The sequence below is a fragment of the Rhizobium sullae genome (genome assembly GCF_025200715.1).
GTDB classification, from domain to species: Bacteria; Pseudomonadota; Alphaproteobacteria; order Rhizobiales; family Rhizobiaceae; genus Rhizobium; species Rhizobium sullae.
In genome coordinates, this window is the sequence record NZ_CP104143.1 from 1979474 (window position 1) to 1992800 (window position 13327).

Genomic DNA, 13327 nt, shown 5'->3' on the forward strand with positions numbered 1-13327 from the left:
GCTAGTCCCCGAAGGGATCTAATTCTTGTTATCGGTCAATTGGTATTCCGGTCACTTCTGACCGGAATACTTTGCCTGGATTTCAGTTGCGACGTTCGACGGGACCGGCGCGTAGTGATCGAAGGTCATCGTGTACTGAGCGCGGCCCTGCGACATGGAGCGCAGGTTGTCGACGTACTTGAACATGTTCGCCAGCGGAACGTTGGCGTTGATGACGACAGCGATACCGCGGCTCTCCTGGCCCTGGATCTGACCACGGCGGGAGTTCAGGTCGCCGATGACGTCGCCGACGTAATCTTCCGGCGTGACGACTTCGACCTTCATCATCGGCTCGAGCAGCTGAGCGCCGGACTTCTTCGCTGCTTCACGGAAGCAGGCGCGGGAAGCGATTTCGAACGCGAGCACGGACGAGTCGACGTCGTGGTAGGCACCGTCGATGAGCGTCGCCTTGACGCCGAGCATCGGGAAGCCAGCCAGCGGACCAGAGGACAGAACGCTTTCGATGCCCTTCTGGACGCCCGGGATGTATTCCTTCGGAACAGCACCGCCGACGATCTTGGACTCGAACTTGAAGTCGTCGCCTTCGGGGTTCGGTTCGAAGACGATCTTGACGCGTGCGAACTGGCCGGTACCACCGGACTGCTTCTTGTGCGTGTAGTCTTCTTCGTGCTTCTTCGTGATGGTTTCGCGGTAGGCAACCTGCGGCGCACCGACGGTCGCTTCAACCTTGAACTCGCGACGCATGCGGTCGACGATGATGTCGAGGTGAAGTTCACCCATGCCGGCGATGATCGTCTGACCCGATTCCTGGTCCGTCTTCACACGGAAGGACGGATCTTCGGCAGCCAGACGGTTGAGCGCAAGGCCCATCTTTTCCTGGTCGCCCTTGGTCTTCGGCTCGATGGCGATCTGGATGACCGGCTCGGGGAATTCCATGCGCTCGAGGATAACCGGCTTCAGCGGATCGCAGAGCGTATCGCCAGTCGTGGTTTCCTTGAGGCCCGCGAGCGCGACGATGTCGCCGGCGAAGGCTTCTTCGATGTCTTCGCGTGAGTTGGAGTGCATCTGCAGCATGCGGCCGACGCGCTCGCGCTTGTCCTTGACCGTATTCATGACCGACGCGCCCTTCTCGAGCTTGCCGGAGTAGATGCGGGCGAACGTGAGCGAACCGACGAAGGGGTCGTTCATGATCTTGAAGGCGAGCATGGAGAGCGGTTCGCTGTCATCGGGGTGACGCTCGATTTCAGCTTCCGTCTTCACGTCGATACCCTTGATCGCCGGAATGTCGAGCGGCGACGGCAGGTAATCGACAACTGCGTCGAGCAGCGGCTGAACGCCCTTGTTCTTGAAGGCAGTACCGCAGAACATCGGATGGAACTTGACGTCGATGGTGCCGCGGCGAACGAGCGCGCGGATCTGATCGTTGTCGGGCATGTTGCCTTCGAGGTAGGCTTCCATCGCGGCCTCGTCGATCTCAACAACCGTCTCGATCAGCTTTTCACGATATTCTTCAGCCTTGGCCTTCATGTCTTCCGGAATTTCGACGACGTCCCACTGCGCGCCGAGCGACTCGTCGCGCCAGATGAGAGCGTTCATCTCGATCAGGTCGACAACGCCCTTGAATTCCGTCTCCGCACCGATCGGCAGCTGCATGACGACAGCCGTTGCGCCGAGACGTGTCTTGATCATCTCGACCGAGCGATAGAAGTCCGCACCGGTCTTGTCCATCTTGTTGCAGAAGATCATGCGCGGAACATTGTACTTCTCGGCCTGGCGCCAGACGGTTTCCGTCTGCGGCTCGACACCGGCGTTGGCGTCGAGAAGCGCAATGGCACCATCGAGAACGCGCAGCGAACGCTCGACTTCGATGGTGAAGTCGACGTGGCCAGGGGTGTCGATGATGTTGAAGCGGCGCGTCTTGCCGTCACGGCCCTTCCAGTAGGTCGTGGTAGCCGCGGACGTGATCGTGATGCCACGCTCCTGCTCCTGCTCCATCCAGTCCATCGTGGCTGCGCCGTCGTGGACTTCGCCGATCTTGTGCGACTTACCGGTGTAGTAAAGAATACGCTCGGTGGTCGTGGTCTTGCCGGCGTCGATGTGCGCCATGATACCGAAATTGCGGTAGTCTTCGATTTTATATTCGCGGGCCATTGTGGACTGCCTTTCGATACCGTGCGGAATTACCAGCGATAGTGCGAGAATGCACGGTTGGCGTCAGCCATCTTGTGCGTGTCTTCGCGCTTCTTAACGGCACTGCCGCGGTTGTTGGATGCATCGAGAAGCTCGCCCGAAAGGCGGTCAACCATGGTCGTTTCGTTGCGCTTGCGGGCAGCAGCGATGAGCCAGCGAATGGCGAGAGCCTGACGGCGCTCCGGACGGACGTCGACCGGGACCTGGTAGGTCGCACCACCAACGCGGCGCGAGCGGACTTCAACGTGCGGGGCTATGTTGTCGAGCGCAGCATGGAAAACCGTAACCGGCTCCTGCTTCGACTTGCCCTGCACGACGTCGAATGCGCCGTATACGATGTTTTCAGCGACGGACTTCTTGCCGTCGAGCATGATGGCATTCATGAACTTCGTGACAACCAGATCGCCGAACTTCGGGTCCGGGTTGATTTCGCGCTTTTCTGCTCTGTGACGTCGGGACATACTTCTCGTCTCTTCAACTGTTAAGGCGCTTTACCACGCGGAGAACCTCGCGCAGCGCCGGAAAACCAAACCCGAATTACTTCGGACGCTTCGCACCGTACTTCGAACGGCGCTGCTTGCGGTTCTTGACACCCTGGGTATCGAGAACGCCGCGGATGATGTGGTAACGGACACCCGGAAGGTCCTTCACGCGGCCGCCACGGATCATGACGACGGAGTGCTCCTGAAGGTTGTGGCCTTCGCCGGGGATGTAACCAATGACTTCGAAGCCGTTGGTGAGGCGGATCTTGGCAACCTTACGCAGAGCCGAGTTCGGCTTCTTCGGCGTCGTGGTGTAGACGCGGGTGCAAACGCCGCGCTTCTGCGGGTTTTCCTGCAGTGCAGGAACCTTGTTACGCTTTACACTTGCCTGGCGAGGCTTGCGGATCAGCTGGTTTACGGTAGGCATTCAACCATCCCTTACGTTTATCTTTCAAACCCTTGCGGGCGTAACTCGCGCCGTCTCCGGCAAGATCACACGACTGACGTCAATGCGCAAAATGTGGCCCGATCTGCTTGCGCAGATGGACCACCGAAGGCAGAGGACGCAAAAAAGACATGCGTCATGCGTGCAGGCATCATATCTTCAACGTGCGTTTCGAACCTTGTTTGAGGAGAACTCTAAGGCGAGACGCCTCAGACAGCCATGCCTCACATGGGTTCCGATGGCGCGGGTACTACTGGTTTCCCGCAGGTTCGTCAAGGCCGGTTAATAAATAATCTTCGGCGGATCGCCTTGAAACCCGGGCTCCGTGCGCTCTTTGAAGGCTTTTAGACGAAATGGACGCCGCATGCCAAGTTGAACTTGGGCATCGCAGCAAAAACGGCTAAGGAATCAGCGATCGCGGGCTGCACGCCCTGTCAAAGCAGATTCGCGTTTTCGAATCGCCAGAGCCAAAGGACCGATGAATGATCGAAAAGCCTGATAACGACAATAATAGCGTGGGCCCGATGATCTTCATCATCATCGGCAAGGGCTACGAGTCTGACGGCGCCGAGGGTGTTGACCTGCATGTGATGCTGAAGGCGGCCGACGACGACAGCGCGGTGCGCGAGGCGCTGAACGCGCTTGCCGAAGAGGGCTTCATCGAAGCCGACCTCGACCAGATCGGCATGCTGACCGACGCGCCGGACGAAGAGCCGCATGCGTCGGCCTACCAGGGCGCGCTCGACGGCGAAGTCGCGATCATCCGCTTCAACTGAGAGGTGACTATGCCGGATGCGCAAAAGGTGCTGATCTACGCCACCTGGCGCGGCCGGCTCCTGGTTTTCGACGAGCCGGATTTTCCGGAGATCAAACTGCAGGTTCCGGGTGGGACAGTCGAACGCGGCGAAGACCTTGCGCAAGCGGCGGCCCGCGAATTCGCCGAGGAAACAGGTCTTGCGCTGAGCAACCCTCTTCGTCCGCTTGCAATCGACGATTATCGCTTCATCAAGAACGGCACCACCATCTGCCACCGGCGGCATTATTATCATGCAGCTCTCGCAGACCCCTACCCCCACACCTGGCGTCATCACGAAATGACGCCATTCGACGGCGGCAAGCCGATTCTGTTTCGCTTCTTCTGGATGGACATAGCGTCGGCAAAGACCAAGCTCGGTTACGGAATGCAGAACTGCCTCATCCAGCTTCCCTAACTAATCCGCGTCTTAGTTTATCGCACTCTTGAAGACGTGCAGAATATGTACGTCCCACGAGGCGCTCATATCGATCCTTCAACTCTGCAAAAATGTCCTCTGCCGGTCGAACACGACCAGCCTCGATGTCGGCCATCGCGCGGGCCAAAGCGGCATCGAGCAAATTCTCCCGTTCATTGACAAGGCGCGCGCCCTTCTGAGCCATGTGAACTACCTCCATAAGTTACTCTGGTGCCGACCCGGTAATCGTTGCCAACCAAAAGGAGAACCGTCCCCGGCGTTCATGCTCTCGCGAATCCAAACAAAAAACCGCCCGGGGTGATCCGGGCGGTTTTTCAATTCTAGGGCCGAGGCTGCCGGTTATTCGCCAGCAGGGGCATTCTCGCTGGCCATGTCCTGGAGCATCGGGGTTGCGGCATCCGCGCCCGTGCCCTTGCGGCGCTCTTCGAGGATCATCTCGTCGCGCGACGTGGCGATGCGGCGGATCGCCGTCATGGTGCCGCCGGTACCGGCCGGGATGAGGCGGCCGACGATGACGTTTTCCTTGAGACCCTGCAGGCCGTCAGTCTTGCCGGCGATCGCAGCTTCCGTCAGCACCTTCGTCGTTTCCTGGAAGGAAGCGGCGGAGATGAAGGACGGCGTCTGCAGCGACGCCTTGGTGATGCCGAGAAGAACCGGATCGCCATAGGCAGGCTTCTTGCCCTGTTCGATCAGGCCGTCGTTGACGTCCTCAAGCTCGATACGGTCGACATTGTCGCCGACGATATAGGTCGAGTCGCCCGCATCGGTGATTTCCACCTTCTGCAGCATCTGACGGACAATCACCTCGATGTGCTTGTCGTTGATGACAACGCCCTGCAAGCGGTAGACTTCCTGGATTTCGTTGACGAGATAGGAAGCCAAAGCCTCCACGCCCTTGATCGCCAGGATGTCGTGCGGTGCCGGGTTACCGTCGAGGATGTAGTCACCCTTTTCGATATAGTCGCCTTCCTGAAGGTGGAAGGGCTTGCCCTTCGGGATCAGGTATTCGACAGGCTCGACACCGTCTTCCGCCGGCTCGATGATAACGCGGCGCTTGTTCTTGTAGTCGCGGCCGAGGCGGATCGTACCATCGATCTCAGCGATGATGGCATGGTCTTTCGGACGGCGGGCTTCGAACAATTCGGCGACACGCGGCAGACCGCCGGTGATGTCCTTGGTCTTGGCGCTTTCCAGCGGCGAACGTGCAAGCACGTCGCCCTGAGACACCTTCTGGCCCGGCTCGACCGAAAGGATTGCCTCGACCGAGAGCAGGAAGCGGGCATCGCCGCCGCGCGAAAGCTTCGCGACGTTGCCGCTTGCGTCCTTGATGACGATTGCCGGCTTGAGGTCGGAACCACGCGGCGTCGAACGCCAGTCAATGACCTGACGCTTGGTGATACCGGTGGCTTCGTCGGTCGCTTCGAGAACGGAGAGACCGTCGACAACGTCTTCGAACTGAACGGTACCGGCCAGTTCCGTCATTATCGGGCGGGTGTACGGATCCCACTCAGCCAGACGCTGGCCGCGCTTCACCTTGTCGCCCTCATCGACATAGAGCTTCGAACCGTAGGCAACGCGTTGCGAGGAGCGCTCAACGCCACGCTCGTCCAGAATCTGCACGGTCATGTTGCGGCCCATGGCAACGAGGATGCCCTCGGAGTTGCGCAGAAGGTTGCGGTTCTTGATCTGAACCGTGCCTTCATACGACGCTTCCAGGAACGACTGGTCGACCACGGTTGCCGTACCGCCAAGGTGGAAGGTACGCATGGTGAGCTGCGTGCCCGGCTCGCCGATCGACTGAGCCGCGATGACCCCGACTGCTTCGCCCATGTTGACCGGCGTACCGCGCGCGAGGTCGCGGCCATAGCAGACCGAGCAGACGCCCGTCTGGATTTCGCAGGTCAGTGCCGAACGGATGCGGATCGACTGGATACCAGCCTTTTCGATCTCGACGACATCGGGCTCGAGGATCATCCTGCCGGCATCGACGATGCGCTCGCCCGTGACCGGGTGATCGATGTTGTCGAGCGCCGTACGGCCGAGGATGCGTGCGCCGATCGAGGCGACGACCTGACCGGCATCGACGATGGCGGTCATGGTGAGGCCCTTGTCGGTGCCGCAATCCACGGAGTTGACGATGCAATCCTGCGCGACATCGACAAGACGGCGGGTCAGGTAGCCCGAGTTTGCCGTCTTCAAGGCGGTGTCTGCCAGACCCTTGCGGGCGCCGTGCGTCGAGTTGAAGTACTCGTTGACGGTCAGGCCTTCCTTGAAGTTCGAGATGATCGGCGTTTCGATGATCTCGCCCGAGGGCTTGGCCATCAGGCCGCGCATGCCGCCCAGCTGACGCATCTGGTTCGGCGAACCGCGGGCGCCGGAGTGGCTCATCATATAGATCGAGTTCATCGGCTTCTGACGGCCGGTTGCCTCGTCGAATTCGATGGCCTTAATGCGGGCCATCATTTCTTCGGCGACCTTCTCGGTGGCCTTGCCCCAAGCGTCGACCACCTTGTTGTACTTTTCGCCCTGGGTGATGAGACCGTCGTTGTACTGCTGCTCGTATTCCTTCACGAGCGCTTCGGTATCGCCGACGATCTTCACCTTGGTATCCGGGATCACCATGTCGTCCTTGCCGAACGAGATGCCGGCGCGGCAGGCATGCGAGAAACCGAGCTGCATGATGCGGTCGCAGAAAATGACCGTGTCCTTCTGGCCGCAATGACGGTAGACCGTGTCGATCATCTTGGAGATGTTCTTCTTGGTCATTTCCTGGTTGCAGATGTCGAAAGGCACCTTGCCGTTCTTCGGCAGTAGTTCGCCGATGAGCAGGCGGCCAGGCGTCGTTTCATAGATCTTGGAGTACGGCTTGCCGTCCTCGCCGATCGACTTGAAGCGGCCGCGGATCTTGGTGTGCAGCGTCACGACCTTGCTTTCGAGAGCATGATGCAACTCGCCGAGGTCCGAGAAGGCCATCCCTTCGCCCGGCTCGTTCTGGTTCATGATCGAGAGGTAGTAGAGGCCGAGAACCATGTCCTGCGACGGAACGATGATCGGTGCACCGTTTGCCGGGTGCAGGATGTTGTTCGTCGACATCATCAGGACGCGGGCTTCGAGCTGGGCTTCGAGCGACAGCGGCACGTGAACGGCCATCTGGTCGCCGTCGAAGTCGGCGTTGAAGGCAGTGCAGACGAGCGGATGCAGCTGGATCGCCTTGCCCTCGACCAGGATAGGCTCGAAGGCCTGGATGCCCAGGCGGTGCAGCGTCGGTGCGCGGTTCAGGAGAACCGGATGCTCGCGGATAACCTCGTCGAGGATATCCCAGACTTCCGGCTTTTCCTTCTCGACCAGCTTTTTCGCCTGCTTGACGGTCGAGGAGTAACCCTTGGCGTCGAGGCGGGCATAGATGAACGGCTTGAAGAGTTCGAGCGCCATCTTCTTCGGCAGGCCGCACTGGTGCAGCTTCAGTTCCGGACCGGTCACGATGACGGAACGGCCGGAATAGTCGACGCGCTTACCGAGCAGGTTCTGGCGGAAGCGGCCCTGCTTACCCTTCAGCATGTCGGAGAGCGACTTCAGCGGGCGCTTGTTGGCGCCCGTGATGACGCGGCCGCGGCGGCCGTTGTCGAATAGCGCGTCAACGGATTCCTGCAGCATACGCTTTTCGTTGCGGATGATGATACCCGGCGCACGAAGCTCGATCAGGCGCTTCAGACGGTTGTTACGGTTGATGACACGGCGATAGAGATCGTTGAGGTCCGACGTCGCGAAACGGCCGCCATCGAGCGGAACGAGCGGACGCAGGTCCGGCGGAATCACCGGAACGACCTTCATGATCATCCATTCCGGACGATTGCCGGAGTCCATGAAGTTCTCGACGATCTTCAAGCGCTTCATCAGCTTCTTCTGCTTGAGATCCGACGTGGTGTCGGCAAGCTCGGAACGCAGATCGCCGGCGATCTTCTCGAGGTTCATCGAGGCGAGCATCTCGTAGATGGCTTCAGCGCCGATCATCGCCGTGAACTGGTCTTCGCCATATTCGTCGACGGCGAGCATGTACTCTTCTTCCGAGAGGAGCTGATGCTCCTTGAGGGCAGTGAGGCCCGGCTCGGTGACGATGTAGTTCTCGAAGTAGAGGACGCGCTCGACATCCTTCAGCGTCATGTCGAGCAGCGTGGAAATGCGGCTCGGCAGCGACTTCAGGAACCAGATGTGGGCAACGGGCGCGGCAAGCTCGATATGGCCCATGCGCTCGCGGCGAACGCGCGACAGCGTGACTTCGACGCCGCACTTTTCGCAGATGATGCCCTTGTACTTCATGCGCTTGTACTTGCCGCAAAGGCACTCGTAGTCCTTGATCGGCCCGAAGATGCGCGCGCAGAAGAGACCGTCGCGTTCCGGCTTGAACGTGCGGTAGTTGATGGTTTCCGGCTTCTTGATCTCACCGTAGGACCAGGAAAGGATCTTCTCCGGAGAGGCGATCGAAATCCGGATGGAGTCGAAATTCTGTGCAGGCACCTGCGGATTGAAAAGATTCATGACCTCTTGGTTCATGCCTGTCTCCTTCATGGGCGAATGCGCCCTTGGCTTGCGATGGTCGGCGGCAAATCCCGGGAGCCGCGCCAACGCTCAAAACGACAATAACCGCACAATGCGGCAGAAACGTCCCTGCCCGGCCGACACGTTGCGGGGCCTTGGCGGGAACGGTGTGCGCCTCTTAAAGGCGCACACCCTATCAAGTGGTTACTCGGCCGCGTCCGGCAGCTGGTTCGCCTGCTGCAGGTCCTCGACCTTCGAGTTCTCCAGCTCGACCGAAAGGCCCAGTGAGCGCATTTCCTTGACGAGAACGTTGAAGCTTTCGGGAATACCCGCTTCGAACGTATCGTCGCCCCGGACGATGGCTTCGTAGACCTTGGTGCGGCCGGCAACGTCGTCCGACTTCACCGTCAGCATTTCCTGCAGCGTGTAGGCCGCGCCGTATGCTTCCAGAGCCCAGACCTCCATTTCGCCGAAGCGCTGACCGCCGAACTGCGCCTTGCCGCCCAGCGGCTGCTGGGTCACTAGCGAATAAGGACCGATCGAACGGGCATGGATCTTGTCGTCGACCAGGTGGTTGAGCTTCAGCATGTAGATGTAGCCCACGGTCACCTGACGGTCGAACTGCTCGCCGGTACGGCCGTCGTACAGCGTCGACTGGCCCGAGTCCTTGAGACCAGCCAGACGCAGCATGTCGTTTACATCGCCTTCATGGGCACCGTCGAAGACCGGCGTTGCAATCGAAACGCCGCGCTTCCACTGGTCCGCAAGACGCAGAACCGAGTCGTCGTCGAAGTCCTTGACCTGTTCGGCCTTCGGACCGTCGCCGACAACGTCGCCGATCGTCTTGCGCAATGGCTCGATATTGCCGTTCGCCTTGTAGGCTTCGATCAGATCGCCGATCTGCTTGCCCATGCCGGCGCAAGCCCAGCCGAGGTGCGTCTCGAGGATCTGGCCGACGTTCATGCGCGAAGGCACGCCGAGCGGGTTCAGAACGACGTCGACATGCGTGCCGTCTTCGAGGAACGGCATGTCTTCGACTGGTACGATGCGGGACACGACACCCTTGTTGCCGTGACGGCCGGCCATCTTGTCGCCCGGCTGGATCTTGCGCTTCACAGCAACGAAGACCTTGACCATCTTCATGACGCCCGGAGGCATTTCGTCGCCGCGCTGGACCTTCTCGACCTTGTCCATGAAGCGCTGTTCAAGGCGCGACTTGGATTCGTCGTACTGGCCGCGGAGTGCTTCGAGTTCGCTCTGGACCTTCTCGTCCTCGACCGCGAACATCCACCACTGCGAGCGGGGATATTCGGAAACGACTGCGTTCGAAAGCTCCGCGCCCTTCTTGAAGCCCTTCGGGCCGGCGATGGACATCTGGCCGCGGAGCATCTCGATCAGGCGGCCGTAGACGTTACGGTCGAGGATCGCCTGTTCGTCGTCGCGGTCCTTGGCAAGACGCTCGATCTCTTCGCGCTCGATCGCCATGGCGCGCTCGTCCTTTTCAACGCCGTGACGATTGAAGACGCGCACTTCGACGATTGTGCCGTAGGTGCCGGGCGGCATGCGCATGGAGGTGTCGCGGACGTCGGACGCCTTTTCGCCGAAGATGGCGCGCAGGAGCTTTTCTTCCGGCGTCATCGGGCTCTCGCCCTTCGGCGTGATCTTGCCGACGAGGATATCGCCCGGCTGAACTTCGGCGCCGATGTAGACGATGCCTGCTTCGTCGAGGTTCTTCAGCGCTTCCTCCGAAACGTTCGGAATGTCGCGCGTGATTTCTTCCGGACCGAGCTTCGTGTCGCGCGCCATCACTTCGAATTCTTCGATGTGGATGGAGGTGAACACGTCGTCGGCAACGATGCGCTCCGAAAGCAGGATCGAGTCTTCGTAGTTGTAGCCGTTCCACGGCATGAACGCGACGAGCGCGTTGCGGCCGAGAGCCAGGTCGCCGAGGTCGGTCGACGGACCGTCCGCGAGAATGTCGCCGCGGTTGACAACGTCACCGACGGTGACCAGCGGACGCTGGTTGACGCACGTGTTCTGGTTCGAACGCTGGAACTTCTGCAGGCGGTAGATGTCGACGCCGGACTTGCCGGCTTCGAGGTCTTCCGTTGCGCGGATGACGATACGCGTCGCGTCGACCTGGTCGACGACACCGCCGCGGCGTGCGCCGATGGCAGCACCCGAGTCACGAGCAACGATCGGCTCCATGCCGGTGCCGACGAACGGTGCTTCAGCGCGCAGCAGCGGAACTGCCTGACGCTGCATGTTCGAACCCATGAGGGCGCGGTTGGCGTCGTCGTTTTCCAGGAACGGGATGAGAGCGGCAGCGACCGAAACGACCTGCTTCGGCGAGACGTCCATCAGGTTCATGCTGTCGCGCGGGGCGAGCATGACTTCGCCGGCGTGACGGCAGACGACGAATTCGTCAACGAAGGAACCTTCCTTGTCGAGCTCGGCGTTGGCCTGCGCGACATAGTACTTCGCCTCTTCCATCGCCGACAGGTAAAGAACGTCGTTCGTCACCTTGCCGTCGATGATGCGGCGGTATGGGCTCTCGATGAAGCCGTACTTGTTGACGCGCGCAAAGGTCGCCAGCGAGTTGATAAGACCGATGTTCGGGCCTTCCGGCGTTTCGATCGGGCAAATACGGCCGTAGTGGGTCGGATGAACGTCGCGGACTTCAAAGCCGGCGCGCTCGCGGGTCAGACCACCCGGACCAAGTGCCGAAAGACGGCGCTTGTGGGTGATTTCCGACAACGGATTGACCTGGTCCATGAACTGCGACAGCTGCGAGGAGCCGAAGAACTCGCGAACGGCGGCAGCGGCCGGCTTCGCGTTGATCAGATCCTGCGGCATCACCGTATCGATCTCGATCGAGGACATACGTTCCTTGATCGCGCGCTCCATGCGGAGCAGACCGAGGCGGTACTGGTTTTCCATCAGCTCGCCGACCGAGCGGACGCGGCGGTTGCCGAGGTTGTCGATGTCATCGATCTCGCCCTTGCCGTCACGCAGCTCGACGAGCATCTTGACCACGGCCAGGATGTCGTCCTTGCGCAGCACGCGGACGGTGTCTTCGACGTCGAGGTCGAGGCGCATGTTCATCTTCACGCGGCCGACGGCGGAGAGGTCGTAACGCTCCGCATCGAAGAACAGCGAGTTGAACATGGCTTCGGCTGATTCCATGGTCGGCGGTTCACCCGGACGCATGACGCGGTAGATGTCGAACAGCGCGTCCTGGCGGTTCTCGTTCTTGTCTGCGTTGAGCGTATTGCGGATGTAGGCGCCGACATTGATGTGGTCGATGCCGAGAACCGGAATTTCGTCGAAACCGTTGGCGAGGATGACCGGCAGGGTTTTCTCGTCGATTTCGTCGCCGGCTTCGAGATAGATCTCACCCGTCGAGTAGTTGACGATGTCTTCTGCGAGGTAGTTGCCGTAGAGATCGTCGTCCGTCGCCTTCAGAGCTTTGAGGCCCTTGTCGGAGAGAGTGCGGAGCAGACGCGGGGTCAGCTTCTTACCGGCTTCGACAACGACTTCGCCGGTGTCGGCGTCGACCATCTCGGTGATCGCCTTGGCGCCCTTCAGCGTTTCGGGCTGGAAGGGAATACGCCAGCCTTCGCCGTCGCGCTTGTAGAGCGACTTCGTGTAGAAGGTGTCGAGGATTTCCTCGCCATCCATGCCGAGGGCCATCAGCAGCGACGACACCGGAATCTTGCGGCGGCGGTCGATGCGGGCGTAGACGATGTCCTTGGCGTCGAATTCGATGTCGAGCCAGGAACCGCGGTACGGGATCACGCGAGCGGCGAAGAGCAGCTTGCCGGAAGAATGGCTCTTGCCCTTGTCGTGGTCGAAGAAGACGCCCGGTGAACGGTGCATCTGGGACACGATAACGCGCTCGGTGCCGTTCACGATGAAGGTACCGTTGTTCGTCATGAGCGGCATGTCGCCCATGTAGACGGACTGTTCCTTGATGTCCTTGATCGACTTCGCGCCGGTATCCTCGTCGATATCAAACACGATAAGGCGGAGGGTGACCTTCAGCGGCGCGGCGTAGGTCAGGTCGCGCTGGCGGCACTCGTCGACGTCGAACTTCGGCGGCTCGAACTCATAGGACACGAATTCCAGCATCGAAGCGCCGGAGAAGTCCGTGATCGGGAAAACTGACTTGAAGACAGCCTGGAGACCTTCGTCAGGGCGGCCGCCCTTGGGCTCTTCAACCATCAGGAATTGGTCGTAGGACGCCTTCTGAACCTCGATGAGGTTCGGCATTTCTGCGACTTCGGGGATTTTACCAAAAAACTTGCGTACGCGCCTACGACCGTTGAACGAAAGGGTCTGAGCCATCGTCGCTCCTTCAAAAATTGCATCCGGGCCTGCAACGGACGGGAACCGCTGGCCAGGCGATCCCGTCGATCAATGGATAATTCAATCTCGTCCCA

Annotated in this window: 7 protein-coding genes; 2 read left to right on the top strand and 5 right to left on the bottom strand. The window is 60.2% G+C overall.

The genetic code is table 11. The features are described 5' to 3' along the window. Nucleotides 1-51: 51 nt before the first annotated feature. The 3 genes from fusA to rpsL form a co-directional block, all read right to left on the bottom strand. Nucleotides 52-2151 (bottom strand): elongation factor G, encoded by a 2100-nt coding sequence (gene fusA / locus N2599_RS10065; protein ID WP_027513647.1) that lies wholly within the window; start codon nucleotides 2149-2151, stop codon nucleotides 52-54. A 29-nt stretch (nucleotides 2152-2180) separates the two neighbouring features. Next, nucleotides 2181-2651, bottom strand: a complete 471-nt coding sequence (gene rpsG, locus N2599_RS10070) for a 30S ribosomal protein S7 (RefSeq protein ID WP_027513646.1) — start codon at nucleotides 2649-2651, stop codon at nucleotides 2181-2183. A 76-nt stretch (nucleotides 2652-2727) separates the two neighbouring features. Further along, on the bottom strand, nucleotides 2728-3099 hold the full coding sequence (gene rpsL, locus N2599_RS10075) for a 30S ribosomal protein S12 (protein ID WP_022719193.1): 372 nt from the start codon (nucleotides 3097-3099) through the stop codon (nucleotides 2728-2730). A 500-nt stretch (nucleotides 3100-3599) separates the two neighbouring features. Between rpsL and N2599_RS10080 the strand changes: the two genes are divergently transcribed. After that, nucleotides 3600-3893 carry a hypothetical protein gene (locus N2599_RS10080; RefSeq protein ID WP_027513645.1) on the top strand — a complete coding sequence of 98 codons (294 nt, stop codon included), beginning with the start codon at nucleotides 3600-3602 and terminating at the stop codon, nucleotides 3891-3893. Nucleotides 3894-3902: 9 nt separating this feature from the next. Beyond that, complete coding sequence (locus N2599_RS10085; protein WP_037144119.1) at nucleotides 3903-4328, top strand: NUDIX hydrolase; 426 nt, start codon at nucleotides 3903-3905, stop codon at nucleotides 4326-4328. A gap of 360 nt (nucleotides 4329-4688) precedes the next feature. On the opposite strand, the gene rpoC is transcribed toward N2599_RS10085, so the two are convergent. Both rpoC and rpoB read right to left on the bottom strand, forming a co-directional pair. Next, on the bottom strand, nucleotides 4689-8900 hold the full coding sequence (gene rpoC, locus N2599_RS10090; protein WP_027513643.1) for a DNA-directed RNA polymerase subunit beta': 4212 nt from the start codon (nucleotides 8898-8900) through the stop codon (nucleotides 4689-4691). Nucleotides 8901-9089: 189 nt separating this feature from the next. After that, entirely contained in the window at nucleotides 9090-13232 is a 4143-nt protein-coding gene (rpoB, locus tag N2599_RS10095; RefSeq protein WP_027513642.1) for a DNA-directed RNA polymerase subunit beta, read from the bottom strand. Nucleotides 13233-13327: the final 95 nt, after the last annotated feature.